The organism is Limnohabitans sp. Rim11, from assembly GCF_001269365.1.
Lineage (GTDB): Bacteria > Pseudomonadota > Gammaproteobacteria > Burkholderiales > Burkholderiaceae_C > Limnohabitans_A.
Map to the genome: position 1 here is coordinate 95,985 of NZ_CXOM01000002.1, position 21,709 is coordinate 117,693.

The 21,709-nt window shown below is 52.8% G+C and carries 22 protein-coding genes and 1 pseudogene; 15 read left to right on the plus strand and 8 right to left on the minus strand.

Going from position 1 to position 21,709, the window contains the following annotated elements; translation table 11 throughout:
* The first annotated feature begins 75 nt into the window (after window positions 1–75).
* The 5 genes from ugpB (at window position 76) to ugpQ (ending at window position 4,998) form a co-directional block, all read left to right on the plus strand.
* Window positions 76–1,380: a sn-glycerol-3-phosphate ABC transporter substrate-binding protein UgpB gene (gene ugpB / locus AMM03_RS05140; RefSeq protein WP_090129419.1), complete on the plus strand. Its 1,305-nt coding sequence runs from the start codon at window positions 76–78 to the stop codon at window positions 1,378–1,380.
* Window positions 1,381–1,510: 130 nt separating this feature from the next.
* On the plus strand, window positions 1,511–2,392 hold the full coding sequence (gene ugpA / locus AMM03_RS05145) for a sn-glycerol-3-phosphate ABC transporter permease UgpA (protein WP_090129420.1): 882 nt from the start codon (window positions 1,511–1,513) through the stop codon (window positions 2,390–2,392).
* Between the two features lies 1 nt (window position 2,393).
* The gene (gene ugpE, locus AMM03_RS05150) at window positions 2,394–3,248 is read left to right on the plus strand and encodes a sn-glycerol-3-phosphate ABC transporter permease UgpE (RefSeq protein WP_090129421.1); all 855 of its coding nucleotides are present in this window, start codon (window positions 2,394–2,396) and stop codon (window positions 3,246–3,248) included.
* A complete protein-coding gene (gene ugpC / locus AMM03_RS05155) occupies window positions 3,248–4,252 on the plus strand; it encodes a sn-glycerol-3-phosphate ABC transporter ATP-binding protein UgpC (protein WP_090129422.1) in 1,005 nt (334 codons plus the stop codon). The genes ugpE and ugpC overlap by 1 nt, the downstream gene beginning before the upstream one ends.
* A complete protein-coding gene (ugpQ, locus tag AMM03_RS05160; protein WP_090129423.1) occupies window positions 4,249–4,998 on the plus strand; it encodes a glycerophosphodiester phosphodiesterase in 750 nt (249 codons plus the stop codon). Before ugpC ends, ugpQ begins: the two co-directional genes overlap by 4 nt.
* On the opposite strand, the gene AMM03_RS05165 is transcribed toward ugpQ, so the two are convergent.
* Window positions 4,982–5,233 carry a hypothetical protein gene (locus AMM03_RS05165; RefSeq protein WP_228764575.1) on the minus strand — a complete coding sequence of 84 codons (252 nt, stop codon included), beginning with the start codon at window positions 5,231–5,233 and terminating at the stop codon, window positions 4,982–4,984. The two genes, ugpQ and AMM03_RS05165, sit on opposite strands and share 17 nt — an antisense overlap.
* A 71-nt stretch (window positions 5,234–5,304) precedes the next feature.
* Between AMM03_RS05165 and hemA the strand changes: the two genes are divergently transcribed.
* From hemA to grxD, 4 genes are all read left to right on the plus strand, one after another.
* Window positions 5,305–6,576 carry a glutamyl-tRNA reductase gene (gene hemA / locus AMM03_RS05170; protein ID WP_090129425.1) on the plus strand — a complete coding sequence of 424 codons (1,272 nt, stop codon included), beginning with the start codon at window positions 5,305–5,307 and terminating at the stop codon, window positions 6,574–6,576.
* A gap of 69 nt (window positions 6,577–6,645) precedes the next feature.
* Window positions 6,646–7,746, plus strand: coding sequence for a peptide chain release factor 1 (gene prfA / locus AMM03_RS05175; RefSeq protein WP_090130603.1), 1,101 nt, complete (start codon window positions 6,646–6,648; stop codon window positions 7,744–7,746).
* Between the two features lie 17 nt (window positions 7,747–7,763).
* Entirely contained in the window at window positions 7,764–8,579 is an 816-nt protein-coding gene (gene prmC, locus AMM03_RS05180; RefSeq protein ID WP_090129426.1) for a peptide chain release factor N(5)-glutamine methyltransferase, read from the plus strand.
* A gap of 78 nt (window positions 8,580–8,657) precedes the next feature.
* Window positions 8,658–8,987 (plus strand): Grx4 family monothiol glutaredoxin, encoded by a 330-nt coding sequence (gene grxD / locus AMM03_RS05185; RefSeq protein WP_090129427.1) that lies wholly within the window; start codon window positions 8,658–8,660, stop codon window positions 8,985–8,987.
* A 53-nt stretch (window positions 8,988–9,040) separates the two neighbouring features.
* Here grxD and AMM03_RS05190 read toward each other — a convergent pair whose 3' ends face one another.
* On the minus strand, window positions 9,041–9,700 hold the full coding sequence (locus tag AMM03_RS05190; protein WP_194942785.1) for a lytic transglycosylase domain-containing protein: 660 nt from the start codon (window positions 9,698–9,700) through the stop codon (window positions 9,041–9,043).
* Between the two features lie 33 nt (window positions 9,701–9,733).
* On the minus strand, window positions 9,734–11,479 hold the full coding sequence (locus tag AMM03_RS05195; protein ID WP_090129428.1) for a proline--tRNA ligase: 1,746 nt from the start codon (window positions 11,477–11,479) through the stop codon (window positions 9,734–9,736).
* A gap of 91 nt (window positions 11,480–11,570) precedes the next feature.
* On the opposite strand from AMM03_RS05195, the pseudogene AMM03_RS05200 reads away from it, so the two are divergent.
* Window positions 11,571–12,054 (plus strand): annotated as a pseudogene (locus AMM03_RS05200) (RNA pyrophosphohydrolase); the annotation flags it as partial.
* Window positions 12,055–12,226: 172 nt separating this feature from the next.
* On the opposite strand, the gene proB reads toward AMM03_RS05200, so the two are convergent.
* The 4 genes from proB to rplU form a co-directional block, all read right to left on the minus strand.
* Window positions 12,227–13,363: a glutamate 5-kinase gene (proB, locus tag AMM03_RS05205; RefSeq protein ID WP_090129430.1), complete on the minus strand. Its 1,137-nt coding sequence runs from the start codon at window positions 13,361–13,363 to the stop codon at window positions 12,227–12,229.
* 47 nt (window positions 13,364–13,410) lie between these two features.
* Window positions 13,411–14,481 (minus strand): Obg family GTPase CgtA, encoded by a 1,071-nt coding sequence (gene cgtA, locus AMM03_RS05210; RefSeq protein WP_090129431.1) that lies wholly within the window; start codon window positions 14,479–14,481, stop codon window positions 13,411–13,413.
* 100 nt (window positions 14,482–14,581) lie between these two features.
* Window positions 14,582–14,839: a 50S ribosomal protein L27 gene (rpmA, locus tag AMM03_RS05215; protein ID WP_090129432.1), complete on the minus strand. Its 258-nt coding sequence runs from the start codon at window positions 14,837–14,839 to the stop codon at window positions 14,582–14,584.
* A 12-nt stretch (window positions 14,840–14,851) separates the two neighbouring features.
* Window positions 14,852–15,163, minus strand: coding sequence for a 50S ribosomal protein L21 (rplU, locus tag AMM03_RS05220; RefSeq protein WP_090129433.1), 312 nt, complete (start codon window positions 15,161–15,163; stop codon window positions 14,852–14,854).
* A gap of 300 nt (window positions 15,164–15,463) precedes the next feature.
* On the opposite strand from rplU, the gene AMM03_RS05225 reads away from it, so the two are divergent.
* On the plus strand, window positions 15,464–16,393 hold the full coding sequence (locus AMM03_RS05225) for a polyprenyl synthetase family protein (protein WP_090130608.1): 930 nt from the start codon (window positions 15,464–15,466) through the stop codon (window positions 16,391–16,393).
* Between the two features lie 12 nt (window positions 16,394–16,405).
* Here AMM03_RS05225 and AMM03_RS05230 read toward each other — a convergent pair whose 3' ends face one another.
* Window positions 16,406–17,371: a threo-3-hydroxy-L-aspartate ammonia-lyase gene (locus AMM03_RS05230; RefSeq protein WP_090130610.1), complete on the minus strand. Its 966-nt coding sequence runs from the start codon at window positions 17,369–17,371 to the stop codon at window positions 16,406–16,408.
* A gap of 140 nt (window positions 17,372–17,511) precedes the next feature.
* On the opposite strand from AMM03_RS05230, the gene AMM03_RS05235 reads away from it, so the two are divergent.
* From AMM03_RS05235 to AMM03_RS05250, 4 genes are all read left to right on the plus strand, one after another.
* A complete protein-coding gene (locus AMM03_RS05235; RefSeq protein WP_090129434.1) occupies window positions 17,512–18,225 on the plus strand; it encodes a YebC/PmpR family DNA-binding transcriptional regulator in 714 nt (237 codons plus the stop codon).
* A 93-nt stretch (window positions 18,226–18,318) separates the two neighbouring features.
* Window positions 18,319–19,344, plus strand: a complete 1,026-nt coding sequence (locus AMM03_RS05240; RefSeq protein WP_090129435.1) for a LacI family DNA-binding transcriptional regulator — start codon at window positions 18,319–18,321, stop codon at window positions 19,342–19,344.
* A gap of 158 nt (window positions 19,345–19,502) precedes the next feature.
* Window positions 19,503–20,723, plus strand: a complete 1,221-nt coding sequence (locus AMM03_RS05245; RefSeq protein ID WP_228764576.1) for an ABC transporter substrate-binding protein — start codon at window positions 19,503–19,505, stop codon at window positions 20,721–20,723.
* Window positions 20,724–20,906: 183 nt separating this feature from the next.
* Complete coding sequence (locus AMM03_RS05250; RefSeq protein WP_228764577.1) at window positions 20,907–21,683, plus strand: carbohydrate ABC transporter permease; 777 nt, start codon at window positions 20,907–20,909, stop codon at window positions 21,681–21,683.
* Window positions 21,684–21,709 lie beyond the last annotated feature (26 nt).

A 21,709-nucleotide genomic window follows, 5' to 3' on the forward strand; every position in this document is an offset into this window, starting at 1 on the left:
AATGGTCATGCGGCTGTAATACGATGTAGAAGACAGGCTTTCCAACTCACTGATATCTCAAATTTTAGAGTACTTATGAATTATAAAAAATCTTTGGCTGCTCTTGCAATTGCAGTTTTTAGCGTGGGTGCACAAGCCCAAACCGAAATTCAATGGTGGCACTCCATGGGCGGCGCCTTGGGTGAATGGGTGAATGACCAAGCCAAAGACTTCAATGCCAGTCAAAAAAACTACAAGATTGTGCCTACTTTCAAGGGCAGCTACGACGAGTCCATGACGGCAGCCATTGCGGCTTTCCGTGCCGGTAACGCCCCCCATATCTTGCAAGTTTTTGAAGTGGGTACGGCCACCATGATGGCCAGCAAAGGCGCCATCGTTCCAGTTGGCAAAGTCATGCAAGATGCTGGTTTGAAATTTGATCAGGATGCTTACGTGCCTGCCGTTGCAGGTTATTACACGGCCCCCAATGGCCAAATGCTGAGCTTCCCCTTCAACAGCTCTACACCCGTCTTTCACTACAACAAAGATGCCTTCAAGGCAGCGGGCATGAACCCCGAGAAGCCCCCCACAACTTGGCCCGAAGTAGCTTTGGCCGCAGCCAAATTGAAAGCCAGCGGCCACAAGTGCCCCTTCACCACCAGCTGGATCAGCTGGACCCAGCTCGAGAGCTTCTCGGCTTGGCACAACACCGAATTTGCCACCAAGGGAAACGGCATGCGCGGAATAGATGCCCGTTTGTCATTCAACACCCCATTGCATGTACGCCACATTGAAAACTTGGCCAACATGGCCAAGAGCGGTTTGTTCATCTACAAGGGTCGTGGCAATGCAGCTGATGCCACTTTTGTTTCTGGCGAATGCGCCATGGCCACCGGCTCTTCAGCCTTGTACGGCAACGTGACGCGCAACGGCAAATTTGCCTATGGCATTGGCGCCTTGCCTTACTACCCTGATGTCAATGGCGCACCCCAAAACACCGTCATTGGCGGCGCCAGCTTGTGGGTCATGAGCGGCAAGAAAGCCGAAGAGTACAAAGGTGTTGGCCAGTTCTTCGCCTTCCTGTCGCAGCCTGAGATAGCCGCCAAGAGCCATCAGCGCACAGGTTATTTGCCCGTCACCAAGGCCTCTTTTGAATTAACCGACAAATCTGGTTTCTATAAAAAGAACCCAGGGACCGATGTGTCTGTGACGCAGATGATTCGCAAAACCACCGACAAATCACGTGGCGTGCGTTTGGGCAACTTTGTTCAAATTCGCACCATCATTGATGAGGAATTGGAAGGCGTTTGGAGCGGTAAAAAGCAACCTAAAGAAGCTTTGGACTTGGCCATCAAACGTGGCAATGAGCAACTTGAACGCTTTGAAAAAGCCAACAAGTAAACTCATCGCATGCAGTTGGGTGGCAAGTGTCAAACATGATGTTTGACTGCCGCCAGAAAAGCAAAACAAAAGCAGAGGACTCAGCCTCTGCTTTTGCATTTCAACCGACTGAAGTTTCACAAAGAATTTCATGGAAAAGCGCGTACGCTTCAAATCAGCTTGGCTCCCTTGGCTACTCATCACGCCTCAAATGGCGGTGGTGCTGGTGTTTTTCTTTTGGCCCGCTGGCCAAGCCTTGTACCAAAGCGTTTTGACAGAAGATGCGTTTGGCGGTTCCGTTCAATTTGTGGGCATGGAAAACTTTAACCGGCTGTTTAGCGACACCAGTTATTTGGCATCGTTCAAGACCACCGCCTTCTTCTCTGTTTTGGTTGCAGCCTCAGGCTTGTCCATCTCTTTGTTATTGGCCGTGATGGCCAACCGCGTGGCGCAAGGTGCAGGCCTTTACAAAACACTGCTCATTTGGCCCTACGCTGTGGCCCCTGTGGTGGCTGGCGTTTTGTGGCTATTTATGTTTGCATCGCCCATGGGCGTCGTCGCTTATTTTTTGCGCAGCTTGGGCTTTGATTGGAACCATTTGCTCAATGGCAACCACGCCATGGCATTGATTGTCATGGCCGCTGTATGGAAACAAATTTCCTACAACTTCTTGTTTTTCTTGGCCGGCTTGCAATCCATTCCCAAGTCATTGATTGAAGCGGCGGCCATTGACGGCGCATCGCCTTGGCATCGCTTCTGGACCATTGTGTTCCCCTTGCTCTCGCCCACCACCTTTTTCTTGTTGGTCATCAACGTGGTGTACGCCTTTTTTGACACCTTTGCCATCATCGACGCCACCACCCACGGCGGCCCAGGCAAAGAAACCGCCATCTTGGTTTACAAGGTTTACTACGATGGCTTCAAGGCACTCGACATGGGCGGCTCTGCTGCCCAGTCGGTTATTTTGATGGTCATTGTGGTGGCCCTGACGGTGGTGCAGTTCCGCTTCGTCGAAAAGAAAGTGCAGTACTGACATGATCGAACGACGCCCTGGCCTCGACCTCTTGTCGCATGTGATCTTGCTGATCGGCGTGTTGATTGTGGCCTTTCCGCTTTACCTCACCTTTGTGGCTTCCACCCAAACAGCTGAGCAAATTTCCAGAAGCATCCCCATGTCGATGATGCCTGGCAACAACTTTTGGGAGTCCTATCGCCTGGCCTTGTTTGGTGGCGAGACTTCGCTAGGCAGCAAGGTGCCGGCAGTTTGGCCCATGATGCAAACCAGCTTGATCAGTGCTTTGGTCATCTCCATTGGCAAGATCACCATCTCTTTGTTGTCTGCGTTTGCACTGGTTTATTTTCGGTTTCCATTTCGCAATTTATTCTTCTGGATGATCTTCATCACTTTGATGTTGCCCGTCGAAGTTCGAATCAGCCCCACCTATGCAGTGGTTGCCAATTTGGGCATGCTCAATACCTATGCCGGTCTGACCGTGCCATTGATTGCATCAGCTACTGCCACCTTTTTGTTGCGGCAATTTTTTCTCACGGTACCCGATGAATTGGTAGAAGCGGCGCGCATGGACGGCGCGGGACCCATGCGTTTCTTCAAAGATATTTTGTTGCCCTTGTCGGCCACCAACATTGCTGCCCTGTTTGTGATCCAGTTCATTTATGGCTGGAACCAATACTTGTGGCCGCTGCTGGTCACCACCAACGAAGACATGTACCCCGTTGTGATGGGCATCAAACGCATGCTGGCGGGAGAAGCCTATACCGAATGGAATGTTGTCATGGCCACTGCTATTTTGGCCATGCTCCCACCCGCCCTCGTGGTGATCTTGATGCAAAAATGGTTCGTCAAGGGCCTGGTTGATACTGAAAAATAATGGCTTCCATCACACTTCAAAACATCGTCAAAGAATACGGCACAGGCGCCAAAGCGGTGCCCGTGATTCACAACCTCAACGCGCAAATAAATGACGGCGAGTTCGTGGTCATTGTGGGCCCTTCAGGTTGTGGTAAATCGACACTGCTGCGCATGGTGGCAGGCCTTGAAGAAATTACAGGCGGCAACATTTCAATTGGCGACCGCGTTGTCAACGACCTAGAGCCCGCCGAGCGCGACATTGCCATGGTGTTTCAAAACTATGCGCTTTACCCGCACATGAGCGTGTTTGACAACATGGCTTATGGCTTGAAGATTGCCAAGCTTCCCTCGGAAGACATCAAAAAACGCGTCGACAAAGCAGCGGGTATTTTGGAACTGAGCCACTTGTTGCAGCGCAAACCGCGCGAGCTGTCTGGCGGTCAACGCCAGCGGGTGGCCATGGGCCGCGCCATTGTGCGCCAGCCGCAAGTTTTTTTGTTTGACGAGCCTTTGTCCAATTTGGATGCCAAACTGCGCGCCCAAACCCGCTTGGAAATTCAAAAATTGCACCGCGAATTGGGCATCACGTCCTTGTTCGTGACACACGATCAGGTCGAGGCCATGACTTTGGCGCAACGCATGATCGTCATGAATGGCGGCGTCATGGAACAGTTCGGAACCCCTGAAGAGGTTTACAACCGCCCGGCCAGCACCTTTGTCGCCAGCTTCATTGGTTCACCCCCCATGAACTTGCTCAAACAAGCGCCAGGACTTGCTGCCGGACAAATTCTGGGTATTCGGCCAGAACACCTCGAACTCAGCAGCACAGGCTGGGAAATGAAAGTGGATACCGTCGAATTGTTAGGCGCCGAGCGCTTGGTGCATGCGCACTTGGGCACTGAAACCCTTACCTTGCGCCTAGATGCCAGCTTGAACGCGCCCACGACGGGCCAAACTTTTCATGCAACGCCCAAAGAAGGCTGCTTGCATCACTTCAACGCCGAAACTGGAAAACGTTTGTGACCCGCAGTTCTCAAGCTTGGCCTTATCCCCGTTGGGTTGCGCACCGCGGCGCAGGCACGTTGGCCCCTGAAAACACCTTGGCGGCATTTCGCAAAGGTGCTGAACATGGCTACCGCATGTTTGAATGCGATGCCAAATTGAGCGCTGACGATGTGGCGTTTTTAATGCACGATGCCACCTTGCAGCGCACCACCAACGGCCAAGGCACAGGTGGCGATCTCAATTGGAAAGAGCTTTCTCAACTGGACGCTGGCAGTTGGCACTCAAGAACCTATGCTGGCGAGCCTCTGGCGACTCTGGCCCATGTGGCTCAGTTTTGCATCCGAAACCATTACTTTCTCAACATTGAAATCAAGCCGACGCCCGGCCTTGAATTGAAAACAGGAGAGTTGGTGGCCAAGGAAGCCGCGCACATTTGGCAAAACGAAAAAGTGCCGCCGCTGCTCACCTCGTTTCAAGTTGAATCTTTGAAAGGCGCTCTCAAAGCAGCACCCCATTTGCCGAGGGGCTTGTTGCTCCACACATTGCCAGAGGCTTGGCTGGAAACGGCCCAAACATTGGCCTGCAGTGCAGTGGTCTGCCACTACGCTTTGTGGACGACTGAGATGGTGCAAGCGGCACATCAAGCGGGTCTGAAATGCCTCAGCTACACCGTCAACGACGAATGGGCCGCACAGCACCTACTGAACTTGGACACAGACGGCATCATCACCGACCGCGTGGACCTGTTTAGCCCCGCTGCCTAAAACGCATCTGCAGCAGCCACTCGACGGTGGCGCATACCAAGACCAAAGCGCCGTAGGTGGCCATCTTGCCGTCGTTGCCGGTCAGCACCAAGCCAGCCACCAACACCCCCATGCCGGCCAAGGCATTGATCAACCAACGCCAAATCCAGCGAATTTGAGTTTGGCGCCTGAATTGCAGCGAACCCCAGGCGGTGATGCCCAAGGCAAGCGCCCATGCAGGGAGCAGAAAATTCATCACATGCCAGAAGACATCGTCCCAACTCATCCAATTCCTTTATTTTCAAGACAAGGTTTTATAATCCAGCCATGGCAGTTTGGGCATTGGGGTTAAACCACACAACAGCTCCGCTCGATTTGCGCGGGCGGTTTGCGTTTGCCGTGGACCAATTGCCCCCTACCCTACACCATCTGCGTGGCAATCTGGCCGCTCAAACCCAACGCGAGCCCGAAGCGGCCATTCTCTCTACCTGCAATCGCACAGAAATTTATTGTGCCGCAGATCAAATGGCCACAGAAGACACCTTGAAGTGGTTGGCACAAACAGGTGGCGTCCCCATCCAGGAGCTTCGCGCGCACACTTACCTGCTCGAGGAAGGGCATGTGGCCCGTCACGCTTTTCGGGTGGCCAGCGGTCTTGACTCCATGGTCTTGGGGGAAGCCCAAATTTTGGGTCAACTCAAAGACGCTGTGCGCGCCGCCGATGAAGCGGGCGCCTTGGGAAGCACCCTGAACCAGCTCTTTCAGCGCAGCTTTGCGGTGGCCAAAGAAGTCAGGTCCACCACCGAGATTGGCGCCCACTCCATCAGCATGGCGGCAGCATCCGTTCGTTTGGCGGGTCAGCTTTTTGAAGACCTCAGCAAAATCAAAGTGCTTTTTGTGGGCGCTGGCGAAATGATTGAGCTGGTGGTGACGCACTTTGCAGCCAAAAATCCACACAGCATGGCCATTGCCAATCGCAGCATGGACCGCGGCGAAAAGCTTGCCGCCCAGTTTGGCGCCGAAGTCATGCGCTTGTCGGACCTGCCCGATCGTTTGCACGAGTTCGATGCCGTCATCAGTTGCACGGCCAGCACCCTGCCCTTGATTGGCTTAGGCGCCGTAGCCCGGGCCCTTAAAAAACGTCGCAACCGCCCCATGTTCATGGTCGATTTGGCAGTACCACGCGACATTGAGCCTGAGGTCAAGTCACTCGAAGACGTTTACTTGTACACCGTTGACGATTTAGCCAATGTGGTTCAAACAGGCCAAGCACACCGGCAAGCTGCCGTAGCCGAAGCCGAAGTCATCATCGATGCAGGCGTTCAAAGCTTCATGCATTGGCTGGTTCAAAGAAGCAGTGTGCCGCTCATCCAGCAGTTGAACGCCCAAGTGGATGAATGGCGCGAAGCCGAAATGGTCCGCGCCCGCAAATTGTTAGCCAAGGGTGAAGACCCCGAAAAAGTCTTAGAGGTACTGTCTCGAGGCCTGACTCAAAAAATGCTGCATGGCGCCATGGCCGAATTGCGCGAAGCAGACCCTGAACATGTGGCGCAAGCCACCCACGCGGTGCAACGCATGTTCCTGCGCAAAGAGCGCTAGCGACTCTCACGACTTTCGCTTTGCGCATTGGACCCCGTCCAATGCACGCTTCCCTCTTTGATGTGTGCCATGAAACCTTTTTTACTTCAGCAATTAGAACGTTACGTCCAGCGACTCGAGGAGTTGGATTTTTTGCTATCTCGCGAAGACATCATGGCCGACATGGGTCAGTTTTTAAAACTGTCACGCGAACATGCTGATGTGAGCGCAGTGGCCAAGCGCTATGTCCGCTACCAAGAACGACGTCAAGACCTCGAAGCAGGCCACGCCTTAGCAGACAGCAGTTCTGAAGACCCCGAGATGAAAGCCATGGCCGACGAAGAAATTCAGAATGCTTCGCAAGAAATGGCCGAGCTTGAAATTGAGTTGCAACGCATGTTGCTGCCCAAAGACCCCGACGACGCACGGCCTGCTTACTTAGAAATTCGCGCAGGCACAGGCGGCGACGAGTCGGCCTTGTTTGCTGGCGACTTATTGCGCATGTACACCAAGTTTTGTGAACGCAAAGGCTGGCGCGCTGAGATCATGTCGGAATCGCCCAGCGAATTGGGCGGCTACAAAGAAGTCGTTATTCGCATGGAAGGCGACAACGTGTTTGGCACCATGCGCTTTGAATCGGGCGGCCACCGGGTGCAACGCGTGCCGGCCACCGAAACACAAGGCCGCATTCACACCAGCGCATGCACAGTGGCTGTGCTGGCCGAACCCGATGAGGCCCAAGCGGTGACCATCAACCCTGCCGATTTGCGCATCGATACGTACCGCGCCAGCGGTGCCGGTGGTCAGCACATTAATAAAACAGATTCAGCGGTTCGCATCACCCACATTCCGACGGGCATTGTGGCTGAGTGCCAAGACGATCGAAGTCAACACCGCAACAAAGCCAAGGCGCTGCAAGTGCTGTCGGCGCGCATTCAAGAAAAAGAGCGTAGCGAGCGCGCAGCCAAAGATGCAGCCTTGCGCAAGGGTCTGATTGGCAGCGGCGATCGCTCTGATCGCATTCGCACCTACAACTTCCCGCAGGGCCGCCTAACCGATCACCGAATCAACCTCACTTTGTACAAGCTGAGTTTCATCATGGAAGGTGATTTGGAAGAAGTGACACAAGCCTTGCAGAATGCAAGGCAGGCCGAGCAATTGGCTGAGCTTGAATCCAGTTTGCCGGGTTAAATCAGGTTAAGCAGGTCATGAATATTGTTCAATGCCTAACGCGAGGCCACGACTTAGGTCTGCCTAGACTTGAATCGCAAATTTTGCTGTTGCACGCCTTGAGCAGACCGCTGCACGATCGGGCGTGGTTATTGGCGCATGACACCGATGAACTCGCGCCAACTGCTGTGGCTACTTTTGAAGGCTTTGTGCAGCGCAGACTGCTCCATGAACCCATTGCCTACATCGTGGGTCAAAAAGAATTTTTTGGACTCACTCTCAAAATTGACAAACGGGTTCTAGACCCAAGGGACGATACCGAAGTTTTGGTGGAATGGGCTTTGGCTTGCGCCGCATCGTTTGCAGAGCCCCGATTTTTAGATTTGGGAACAGGGAGCGGCGCCATTGCCCTGGCCATTCAGTCTCAACGTCCACAAGCCAAAGTGACGGCGGTCGACGCCAGCCCTGAAGCACTCAGCTTGGCGGGTCAAAATGCCAAGCGCTTGTCCTTGGCTGTGTCGTTTTTAGAAAGCGATTGGTTGGCCCAAGTCAAAGGCCAATTTGAAGTGATCGTGAGCAATCCACCCTACATTGAAGCCAGTGACCCTCATTTGGCGCACCTCCATCATGAACCCCTTGCAGCCTTGGTCAGCGGCCAAGATGGGCTGGAGGACATCCGACAAATCATCGACAATGCGCCCATGCATTTGGTCCAAGGGGGCTGGCTGCTGATTGAACATGGGTGGCAACAGGCATCTGCGGTCAGGGCCCTTTTGGCGGCTGCTGGCTACCAAAATGTCCAGTCCAAATTGGACTTGGCAGGCATCGAGCGGTGCTCTGGGGGACAAAAATAGACCCTATGAAGCACAAGCCCATGCAACATGAAATAATCCCCCCATCTGAAGACACCCGAATTTGAAAGAGGAATTGACATGAGTGATACCCAAGCCCGCATCGACGATTTGGTCAAACAAAACGAAGTCATGCTGTTCATGAAAGGCAGCGCCAGTTTTCCCATGTGCGGTTTCTCTGGTCGCGCCATTCAAATTTTGAAAGCCTGCGGCGTCGATCCCAAAGCCATCAAAACGGTCAACGTGCTGGACGATGCAGAAATTCGCCAAGGCATCAAGGAATACAGCAACTGGCCCACCATCCCTCAGCTGTATGTCAAGGGCGAGTTCATTGGCGGCTCTGACATCATGATGGAGATGTACGAATCAGGCGAACTGCTCCAAGTGTTGGGCACCACCCCCAAAGAATAATCACACGCAGCGTGTGCACTCAAGCTTCTGTCTGAAGCTTGAACCCAAAGGCTTCAGTCAACCGACTGAAGCCATTTTTTTTGGGCGGCCAGTACAGCGTTTGGATAGGCCGCTTGACCGCGACTGCCGTTGTAACGGCCCAAAGCAAGGAACAAATTGCCGTTTTCGCGAGCCAACATATGACGCAAGATGACACAGCCAAAACGCAATTGGGTTTGGGTATGAAACAGTGTGCTCTCATTGCCATCGCCAATGCTGCGCGTCCAAAATGGCATCACTTGCATGAAGCCACGCGCACCCGCACTAGAGATAGCGTATTTTCTAAAAGCGCTTTCTACCTCAATGAGGCCAAGCACCAAAGACAATGACAAACCGGCGCGCCTGGCTTCGTACCAAAGGGTGTGCAGAAACTCTTGTCGATCGTCTGCATGGCTCATCCATTGACGCAATCGGTGCGAAGCGATAGCCAACCAAGCGTTGAATTCTTCTTGGTCCCGTGGGGTTGGCAAGACGGGCACTGGCGGACCACTTTGCTGAACCGCTTGGCTGAGTGCGGTGCGAACCGAATCGGAAAGTTCTTCTTCGGCTTGATTGCCGGCCTGGGCTGGCAAATGCAGAGCGGCCATCCAAGTGGCCGAAGCAAAAACACCCACCGCAAGGCCCGCACCACCCTGCTGCGCTTGGCGCAAAAATTTGCGTCTTTGCAAATTCATGCGCGCCTTGCCTTCAGCAGAACTGTTGAAAGCTCACTTGCCGAGTTTGGCCAGCACAAAGGCGGCAATTTCGGCAGGTGCAACAGCCGTGGCCGCTTCATCTCGGCGGTGTTGGTATTCCACCTTGCCTTCTTTGAGACCACGGTCGCCCAAAGTGACGCGGTGCGGCACACCAATGAGCTCCCAATCGGCAAACATGGCGCCAGGGCGCTCACCGCGATCGTCCAGCAACACATCGACCCCAGCGGCCATCAAATCGGCATAGAGCTTTTCTGAAGCCGCTTTGACGTCGGGGCTGCGGTCTGCGCCAATGGGACAAATGACCACCGTGAAAGGCGCAATGGCATCGGGCCAAATGATGCCCTTGGCATCGTGGTTTTGCTCAATGGCAGCTGCGGGCAGGCGCGTCACGCCAATGCCATAGCAGCCCATTTCTAAGAATTGAGGTTTGCCGTTTTCGTCCAAGAACGTGGCGTTCATGGTTTGGCTGTACTTGGTGCCCAAATAAAACACGTGACCCACTTCAATGCCGCGCTCAATGGCCAAAGGACCTTTGCCATCGGGTGATGCGTCGCCCGCCACCACATTGCGCAAGTCGGCCACCATCATGGGCTCTGGCAAATCACGGCCCCAGTTGACACCGGTGATGTGATGATCGAGTTGGTTGGCACCGCAAATCCAATCGGCCATGACCGCCACATCGCGGTCGGCCACGATGTTCAAGGGCTTCTTCAAATTCAAAGGACCAAGGTAGCCAGGCTTGCAACCAAAGTGTTCGTCAATTTCAGCCAAGGTGGCAAAGCGGAAGCCCGCATTCAGGCCAGGCAACTTGCCCACTTTGACTTCATTCATGTCGTGATCGCCACGCAGCAGCAGCAGCCAAACTTTGGAAGCTTTGATGTTGCCTTGCTCGTCAGTTTCGTCCGTGGCCAAAACCAAGGATTTGACCGTCGTGGACAAAGGCACATTCAGCAATGCGGCCACATCTTCGCAAGTGCTCTTGCCAGGTGTGGGCGTGAGGGTTTGAGGTTTGGAAGCAGCGGGGCGAGCTTGGGCAGGCGCCAATGCCTCGGCCTTTTCCATGTTGGCGGCGTAATCGCTGTTGGGGCAATACACGATGGCGTCTTCGCCAGTAGCCGCAATCACTTGGAACTCTTCGCTCAAATCACCACCAATGGCACCGCTGTCGGCAGCAACTGCACGGTAGCTCAAGCCAAAGCGGTCAAAGATTTTGCGATAAGCATCGGCCATGATTTTGTAGCTTTGCTTGGCCGACACTTGGTCGCGGTCAAAGCTGTAGGCATCTTTCATGATGAACTCACGTCCGCGCATCAAGCCAAAACGCGGACGGCGCTCGTCACGGAATTTGGTTTGAATTTGGTAGAAGTTCTTGGGCAATTGCTTGTAGCTGCGCAGTTCTTGGCGCGCCACATCCGTAATCACTTCTTCGCTGGTGGGTTGCACCACAAAGTCGCGGCCATGGCGATCCTTGATGCGGAGCAGCTCAGGGCCCATCTTTTCAAAGCGACCGGTTTCTTGCCACAGCTCGGCGGGTTGCACCACTGGCATGGTCATTTCAATGGCGCCCGCGCGGTCCATTTCTTCACGCACGATGGCTTCGACTTTACGAATGACGCGCAGGCCCATGGGCATGTAGTTGTAAATGCCAGCGCCCAAGCGCTTGATCATGCCGGCGCGCATCATCAGTTGATGGCTGACCACCTCAGCGTCGGCAGGCGCTTCTTTGAGGGTGGAAATTAAAAATTGACTGGCTTTCATGGGCTATTCCAAGCGTTCTCAGGGTGAGTCCTAATGTTGCACAGATCTGTCCGTGCATAATGGACACAGTTTAAAAATTTGGGGTTTGATTATGCTTGACCGCGAAGGCTTTCGGCCTAACGTCGGCATCATTCTGCTCAACCAGAAAAATCAGGTGTTTTGGGGCAAGCGCATCCGAACCCACAGCTGGCAGTTTCCGCAGGGCGGCATTGACCGAGGCGAAAGCCCCGAGCAGGCCATGTACCGAGAACTGCACGAAGAAGTGGGGCTCCTGCCGGAGCATGTGCGCATCGTGGCCCGTACCCGAGATTGGTTGCGCTATGAAGTGCCGGATCGTTTCATCCGGCGCGATGCCAGGGGCCATTACAAGGGCCAAAAACAGATTTGGTATTTACTCCAGCTGGTAGAGCCCGACTGGAACATCAACCTGCGCGCCACCAGCCATCCCGAGTTTGACGCTTGGCGTTGGAACGATTTTTGGGTGCCACTCGATGTGGTGGTGGAGTTCAAACGCGGCGTTTACGAAATGGCGCTCACCGAGCTGTCCAGGTTTCTGCCTCGCTACGACAACCGCAGCCGTCCTTACAGAGGTCCTCAGAGGCCGCGTCAAAATGACAATGACGACACGGGCTCTCAAGGCACAGAAGTCAACTTGACCCTACAGTTTGGTTTTGTTCAAACTCAAATTCACATGGAGTTACCGCCCGGTGGCAGCTTTGATCCCGATCCGCAAAAAAATCTAAAGGATTAGCGCGTCAAAATCAGGTTATCGCGGTGCACAAACTCAGGCTCTGCCATGTAGCCCAATAAACCTTCAAACTCTGAAGAGGGCTTGCGACAAATTAGACGCGCTTCGGCACTGGCGTAATTGGCCAAACCGCGGGCAATTTCTTGGCCACTTCCATCGCGAATGGCAATCACATCGCCCCTAGAGAAGTCACCTTCAACTTGGGTCATGCCAATGGCCAACAAGCTCTTGCCTTCGGCTTGAAGTTTGGATGCCGCACCTGGATCGACGGTCACAGCACCGCGCAACTGCAAATGATCGGCCATCCATTGCTTGCGGGCTTGCTGCTTTTGCGTTTGCGCCACCAACAAGGTGCCGATGGCTTCGCCTTTGCACAAGCGAATCAGGGCATCGGGTTCACGGCCCCATGCAATGACGGTTGAAGCGCCAGAGCCTGCAGCACGTTTGGCCGCCAGAATTTTGGTGATCATGCCGCCGCTGCCAATGCTGGAACCTACGCCACCGGCCATGGCCTCTAGCGTGGGGTCACCGGCGCGTGCTTCATGCACAAATTCGGCAGCTGGATTTTTGCGAGGGTCGGCGGTGTACAAGCCTTTTTGATCAGTCAAGATGACCAAGGCATCGGCTTCCACCAAGTTGGCCACCAGTGCACCCAATGTGTCGTTGTCGCCAAACTTAATTTCGTCGTTGACCACCGTGTCGTTTTCATTGATGACCGGCAGCACCTTGTGTTGCAACAAGGTGAGCAAGGTCGAACGCGCATTCAAATAACGCTCGCGATCAGCCAAGTCGGCGTGTGTCAGTAAGACCTGAGCACTGCCCAAACCGTTTTCACGCAATTTGGTTTCGTACATTTGGGCCAAGCCCATTTGCCCAACAGCTGCGGCTGCTTGTAAGGCATGAATTTCTTGAGGGCGCGTAGCCCATCCCAAACGCTTCATGCCTTCAGCAATGGCACCGCTAGACACCATGATGACTTCGCGGCCGTCTTGCGCCAACAAAGCCATTTGACGGCACCACTCACCGATGGCGGCTTCATCGAGGCCACGGCCTTCATTGGTCACCAAGCTAGAGCCAACCTTCACCACGATGCGGCGGGCATCGCGCAGAACAGTAGATGTGAAGGGCTGACTCATGGTGTTCAATCTAAGGAGACGTTCGGAAACTCCGAGGAGGCTGTCGATTATTGGGGTGGCTCTTCCACAAAGCGGGGATCCACATAGACGGGCTCTTGTTCTTGAATTTGCTGCGCTTTGATGTGTTGGAAAATAGTTTTGATCAAAGGCTCACAACCTTCACGCGTGAGGGCTGAGATTTCAAAAACTGGGCCTTTGTATTTGAAGCGCTTGATGAAATCTTTAACGCGTGCTTCACGCTCTTCGGCGGGCACCATGTCCAGCTTGTTGAGCACCAACCAACGCGGCTTGTCGTACAAGGCTTTGTCGTATTTTTTGAGTTCTCCCACAATGGCTTTGGCCTGTGCCACAGGATCGACGGCTTCGTCAAACGGTGCAAAGTCAATGATGTGCAACAGCAAACGCGTGCGCTGCAAATGGCGCAAAAACAAGTGTCCTAGGCCAGCGCCGTCTGAGGCACCTTCAATGAGGCCTGGCACATCGGCAACCACAAAGCTTTGCTCTGGGCCCACACGCACCACACCCAAGTTAGGGTGCAAAGTGGTGAAAGGGTAATCGGCAATTTTGGGGCGAGCATTGGAAATAGCAGCAATGAGGGTGGACTTGCCCGCATTGGGCATGCCCAGCAAACCAACATCTGCCAAAACCTTCAATTCAAGCTTGAGTTCTTTTTTCTCACCAGGCCAGCCAGGTGTTTTTTGGCGTGGCGCGCGGTTGATGGCGCTCTTGAAGCGCATGTTGCCAAAGCCACCATCGCCGCCTTTGGCAATCATGATGACCTCGCCCGGCTTGAGCAACTCATACAAAACCTCGCCCGTTTCGGCGTCGGTGATGATGGTGCCTACAGGCATTTTGAGCGTGACATCGTCGCCCATGGCGCCAAACATGTCGGAGCCCATGCCGTGCTGACCGCGCTTGGCCTCGTGACGACGCGAATAACGGTAGTCAACCAAGGTGTTGAGGTTGGGGTCGGCCACAGCAAACACGTGACCACCTCGGCCACCGTCGCCACCATTGGGGCCGCCAAACTCTTTGTACTTTTCATGCCGGAACGAGACGCAGCCGTTCCCGCCATCGCCCGCGGCGATGTCAATGTAGGCTTCGTCAACAAATTTCATGATCGATCCGGTCTGTATGCCAGTTTATCTTTTTAATGAGGGGCTCTGGAACAAAAAAGCCCCGACTGGGCGGGGCTCTTTGCGCAATGGCTGACGCTGTTTAAGCAGCAGTCACATTCACCATTTGCTTGTTCAGAGCACCTTTGATGCCGAACGACACGTGGCCGTCAACCAAAGCGAACAATGTGTGGTCTTTGCCGATGCCGACATTGGTGCCAGCGTGGAACTTGGTGCCACGTTGACGAACAATGATGGAGCCAGCGCTGATGAGTTCACCACCGAAAGCTTTTACACCGAGCATTTTGGGCTTTGAATCGCGCCCGTTTCGCGTAGAGCCGCCGCCTTTTTTCTGTGCCATGACCTAAGCTCCTTAGCCTGCAATTGCACCGATTTGCAGTTCTGTGTACTGCTGACGGTGACCTTGACGTTTTTGATAGTGCTTGCGACGGCGCATCTTGAAGATGTGCACTTTGTCGTGCTTGCCGTGTGCCAACACTGTGGCTTTAACAGTGGCGCCGGACACCAGGGGCGTGCCAACCTTGATATCTGCGCCGTTGCCGACTGCCAGAACCTGGTCGATCACGATTTCCTGGCCCACGTCCGCAGCAATCTGTTCTACTTTAATTTTTTCGCCAGCAGCAACACGATACTGTTTGCCGCCGGTTTTTATGACCGCGTACATAATGACCTTTTCGAAATTTCCGAAATCTTCAATGGAAGTTCCATAGGACGAACCCTAAGGAACCGCGGATTTTAGCACGGACTTTTGGGACTTGCCAAGCCCCCCAAAATTACGCCCTAGAGGCCCATAGAGTGACATGTTCGCTCTCTATAATGAGCCAGTGCTCAGAATCCACCCCCAAAAACGCCGTTTTTTGCAGGTTTCTGCCCTGAACGCCTACTGAATTAAGCCATTTTGTCCACCGCAACCGCCCCAACAGTCTCCTCCCAAGCCACTGCATTGGCCTTGGTGGCGCAAGACATGGCCCAAGTGGATGCGGTCATTGCCGACCGGCTTAGCTCGGGTGTACCTTTGGTGGGGCAAGTGGCCCAGTACATCATTTCGGCTGGCGGCAAGCGCCTGCGCCCTGTTATTTTGTTGCTGACTTGCGGCGCCTTGAACTACCAAGATGCCCACAAATTCAGCATGGCCGCCGTGGTCGAGTTCATTCACACCGCCACTTTGTTGCACGACGATGTGGTGGACGAGTCCACGCTAAGGCGCGGCCGCCCCACAGCCAACGAAAATTTTGGTAACCCTGCTAGTGTGTTGGTAGGCGACTTTTTGTACTCACGTGCTTTCCAAATGATGGTGGAACCCGGCAGCATGCGCATCATGCAAGTCTTGGCCGATGCCACCAACATCATTGCTGAAGGCGAAGTGTTGCAACTGATGAACATGCACGACGCTTCCTTGGACGAAGCGGCCTATTTGTTGGTCATCCGCTCTAAAACAGCCAAGCTGTTTGAAGCCAGCGCCCGCTTGGCCGCCATCTTGGCCCAATCGAATTCCGCCATTGAAGAAGCTTGTGCCACCTACGGTCAAGCCTTGGGTACAGCTTTCCAAGTCATTGACGATGTCTTGGACTACGAAGGCAATGCCGCCGAGATGGGTAAAAACTTAGGTGACGACTTGCGCGAAGGCAAGGCCACCTTGCCCCTCATTTTGGCCATGCAGCGCGGCACACCCGATCAAAGAGAATTGATTCAAAAAGCCATCGAAACAGGCTCTGTCGATCAACTCAGCAGCGTGATTGCCATTGTCCGAGAAACAGGCGCATTGGAAGGCAGCCGCCAAGCCGCCATGGCCGAGGCTCAACGGGCCATCGATGCCATTCAAACTTTGCCGGCTGGGCCTTACAAAGAAGCCTTGACGGCACTGGCCTCTCAACTGCTAGAGCGTCGCACCTAAGCCCAAAGGGTTTTAACGGGCCAAAAGCTCGGCAAAGCGGGCCATGTCGATGTTGCCACCACTGATGATGACACCTACGCGTTGCCCTTTCAAAGAAGCTTTCGCTTGAAGTGCGGCAGCCAACGACAAGCACCCCGTTGGCTCCACAACCATCTTCATGCGTTCTGCATAAAAGCGCATAGCCTCAATCAGTTGCGCATCACTGACTGTGTGAATGTCATCGACCAAATTTTTGATCAGCTCAAAAGTGATGGCCCCCACCATGGGCGTTTGTGCGCCGTCGGCAATGGTGATGGGCGTTGGAATTCTGACGCGCTCTCCTTTGCGAAACGACTGCTGAACATCGTTGCCAGCTTCGGGCTCAACGCCATAAATTTGGCACAAGGGTGATTTGGCTTTGGCTGACAAGGCACTGCCACTTAACAGTCCGCCGCCGCCCAAGCAGACAAACAAGGCGTCTAACTCACCCACTTCTTCAAACAACTCCAAAGCCGCAGTGCCTTGGCCCGACAACACATCGGGATGATCAAACGGCGGAATGAAATTCAAGCCTTGGTCTTGCGCCAACTGAGCGGCCAATGCACTTGCATCCTCTGAGTAACGATCGTAGCCAATGACCTTAGCGCCATAAGCTTTTGTAGCAGCCAGTTTGGAAGGCGATGCATCATGCGGCATGAAAATAGTGGCGGGCATTTTCAAAATGCGTGCAGACAGTGCAACGGCTTGTGCATGATTGCCGGAGGAATATGCCACCACGCCGGCTTGTTTTTGCAATGGGCTTAGTTTGGCGAGCGCGTTAAAGCCCCCCCTGAATTTAAAGGCCCCCATGCGCTGAAAGTTTTCACACTTGATGAAAACTTCAGCCTGCATTTGTGCGTTCAAGGTACTAGATTGAAGGACTGGTGTTTTGTGGGCAACACCCTGGAGACGCTCTGCGGCCGCCAGAACATCCGTGAATGTGGGTAAATATTGAGACATGTCGATGACTTTAACGGCTCTTGACTGCATCCAACAAGTCCCTGTGCTGCAGAGGGGGCTTCATTGTTGAGACATGGCGAGGAGAAGGCCGCGCCACTGGCCTAAAATCAGACATTCTGATTAACTAGAAAGCAAATCAAATGGGCGCGCAGTGGAAAGCAAAAGGCAAGGCACAGGCTGCCGATGCCAGAGGCAAATTGTTTGGCCGGTTGGCCAAGGACATCATGATGGCCGCCAAAAGTGGCGCCGATCCTGCCGCCAATTCACGCCTGCGCTTGGTGGTTGAACAAGCGCGCAAGGTGTCAATGCCCAAAGACACCCTAGAGCGAGCCATCAAAAAAGGCGCTGGGTTGCTGGGCGACCCCGTTCAGTTTGAACGCGTCATTTATGAAGGCTTTGCGCCGCACCAAGTCCCCGTCATGGTGGAAGCTCTCACGGACAACCTAAACCGAACTGCCTCTGAAGTTCGCGTGCTGTTTCGCAAAGGTCAACTGGGATCGTCTGGTTCTGTGTCATGGGACTTTGATCATGTGGGCATGATTGAAGCTGAGTCGGCTCAAACCGGCGCCGATGCCGAACTGGCCGCCATTGAAGCGGGCGCTCAAGATTTTGAGCCTGCCGATGAAGACGGTGTGACGGTGTTCATTACCGACCCCACCGATTTAGACTTGGTAAGTAAAGCTTTGCCAGAGCACGGATTCACCGTGCTGTCTAACAAGTTGGGTTACAAACCCAAGAATCCTGTTGACCCCGCTAACTTGAGTGCGGAGCAGCTTGAAGAAGTTGAAAACTTCTTAGCAGCCATTGATGGCAATGACGATGTGCAGAATGTGTTTGTGGGTTTGGGCGCTTAAAAACTTCCTGCTTGCAGCACTAATTAACGATATGTGCAATTGCCATGAAAGCGTTTTCAATATAAGCTGTCGCTTGAATTTAATGTCAGATCTATGAAAACCAAACGCGCAGATAGCAATAAGTCTGGGCCTGTCACACTTGCACGTGTTGCCAAGCTAGCTGGCGTCTCTCCCAGCACAGTCTCTCGAATCTTGAATGGCACTGCCGTAGTCAGTGAAGAAAAACGAAAATCCATTGATGAAGCTATTGCCAAACTTGGATTTATCCCTAACCCTGTCGCGAGAGGACTAGCCGGTGGGCGTACCCTCAGTATTGGTGTTGTAACTCAAGCCATTGACAGTCCCTTTTACGGGCCTGCACTGCGCGGCATTGAGGACGAACTTGACAGCGCAGGCTACAGCCCATTGTTCGTGAGTGCGCACTGGGATCCTGTGTCAGAAGCTCGTTGTATAGACGTCCTTCGTTCGAGAAGAGTTGATGGTCTGATCGTCCTTAATGGTAGCTTGAGTGATCAAGCACTGAAAGCAACAGCCAAACATTTACCCATCGTCGTCACTGGGCGTGCCATCAAAGGCCCGGGCTTGTTTGCCCTTAATTTTGACAACTACACAGGCGGCTTGCTTGCTACTGAACACTTGGTTGCTCTGGGTCATCGACGAATCGCATTCATCACGGGTGACGCAGCACACCCCGATGCCAATGAGCGATTTCGCGGTTACACAGATGCTCTAAAAAAGGCTGGTATCGCGTTTGATCCTCAACTCGTAATGCCCGGTGACTACCAAGTTATCACGGGCCAGCAAGCCACAGAAAAACTACTGTCTAGCCGTCGGAAATTTACTGCCTTGTTTGCAGCCAACGATCAAATGGCCTATGGCGCGGCTTTGTGTTTACACCGTAAAGGGCTTCGAATTCCTCAAGATGTCTCACTGATTGGATTCGATGATTTGTCGCACTCTTTGTATGCAGCGCCACCTTTAAGTACTATCCATCAACCGGCCTACGAGTTAGGACGTCTCACCGCCTCTTCCATTTTGCAAATGTTGGCAGGCAACAAACCGACCTCTGTGATGCCCGGCCCAGAGTTGATTGTTCGCGACTCAACAGCCAAAGCCTAATTCAGCCGCCTCAAACAGGCTAGGGATAACCCTCAACATCTTTTCATGTTGGGTTACTATAATTCTTGAAAGCGCTTTCATAAATACCGATTTTTGACTTTTCTTAACCTCATTCTCATCTGCTAAGGATCATGCGACTGACCTGGATACACCTCGCAATGACAATCATGCTTGGCATGAGCGGATCGTTGGCGTTGGCACAAAAAGTCTTGACTGTGGCCGCCTATCCAGCAGTGGACAGCATTGTGAAAGCAGCGCTACCTCAATGGCGTCAAAAACATCCAGACGTTGAAGTCAAAATCATCAGTCGTGCGTATGCTGACCATCACACGGCCATGACCACCGCGCTGTCAACCTCATCGAAACCACCTGATGTGATGGTTTTGGAATTTAGTTATGTCGCTCGGTTTGCTACAGGCGGCGGTCTAGAAAACTTAGGCGCCGCCCCCTACGGGCTTGACAGCAAAACCACGCAATTTGTTGGTTTTTCAATAGACCAAGCCCGATCTGCATCGGGGCAATTGGTTGCGGTGCCAACAGACATTGGCCCAGGCACCCTTTTGTACAGGCACGATTTGCTACAAAGGGCAGGCCTCAAAGAATCTGATCTCACAAGTTCTTGGGACAGCTACGTCAACTCTGGTGTGATCCTCAAGAGAGCGACTGGCGCCTATTTGGTGGCGCATGCCAGAGACGTGAAAGACTTAATCATTCGCAGCAGTGTTAAATCTGGGGAAGGTCTTTACTTTGATGCTGCGGGCAAATCAATTATCAATTCAGAACGGTTTGTCAAAGCGTTTGAATTGGCAAAACGTATTCGGAATCAAAAGCTCGATGGCAAAATTGCGGCATGGTCTAACGAGTGGGCTGAAGGCTTTCGACGTGGCCATGTTGCAACTCAAATGTCTGGAGCATGGCTTGCGGGGCACTTAAACAACTGGCTAGCACCTGAAACGCGGGGCTTGTGGCGTGCTGCGCAATTGCCCGAAAACACATGGGCAGCTTGGGGCGGTAGCTTTTATGCCATCCCCAAAACAGCAACACACAAAGCTTTGGCATGGGACCTGATTCAACTGATGACGCTGGACCCCGCACAGCAACTCCAAGCATTTAAAGCCCAAGATGCTTTTCCTGCGTTAATAGGCGTTCACCAAGATGACTTTTTCAATCAACCCATCTCATTTTTGGGAGATCAAAAAGCCAGGTTGTTATGGCGAGAAGCTACACGTCATATTCAAGCAGCCAAAGTACACAAATTAGATACTTTTGCAGATGAAGTGGTCAATACTGAATTAGACAAAGTGTTAGATCAGGGAAAAGATATTTCGTTGGCTCTTCAAGATGCGCATCGATTATTAGAACGTCGAGCAAGGCGTTGAACCATGTCAACTGAAAGTTCCACACTGAAAGTCAAAAAACGCTGGCGTTTGAGCTCACGCAGTGTTCCCTATGTCCTGCTGGCGCCGTTTGTCATTTTATTTCTAGTGTTTGGATTATTCCCATTGCTCTTTTCATTGTTTCTAGCTTTCCAAAGTTGGGAGCCAACTTCTGGTCTCAGCAGCATGACCTTTGTCGGCCTCGACAACTTCATCTTCACGCTGGAAGATGAGTGGTTCTGGAAATCTATGTACAACACATTTTGGTTGGCGATTGTTTCAGGTGTTCCACAACATCTAATCGCAATTCCGTTGGCTTGTGTCATTCACGCATTATTTATACGAACACGCAACGCAACCATTGGTGTTTACTTCTTGCCATACATCACTTCAACAGTGGCCATCGCCATGATGTTCAGCACCTTGTTTTCTACCGATTACGGTCTGATCAATATGATGATTACGCGCATTGCCCAATGGCCAGTCATCGGTCATTTTTTACCCCAAAGCCCCATCGATTGGCTTGGTGAAGCCAGTCACATCAAACCCGCCATTTCTTTCGTGGTGTTTTGGCGATATGTGGGTTTCAATACAGTTTTGTACTTAGCGGCTCTTCAAACAATTCCAAAAGACATGTATGAAGCCGCAAAAATGGATGGCGCAAATAGCTGGAAACAATTTTGGTACATCACCCTACCAAGTCTCAAGCCAATGATATTTTTTGGCGTGACATTAACTCTTATCGGCGGACTTCAATTGTTTGAAGAGCCATTTATTTTGACGGGTGGTAGAGGTGGCACAGATCAATCAGGCATGACCACCGCCATGTACATGTACAGAACAGCCTTTGATTTCAATGACTTTGGAACAGCCAGCGCCTTGTCGTGGATTCTTTTTGTCTTTGTGGCCGTCCTCACGTGGTTAACCAATTTGGCGTTTAAGCCCAAGGGAGGGGAGCAATGACTGGGCGACATCACACAAGGTCAACA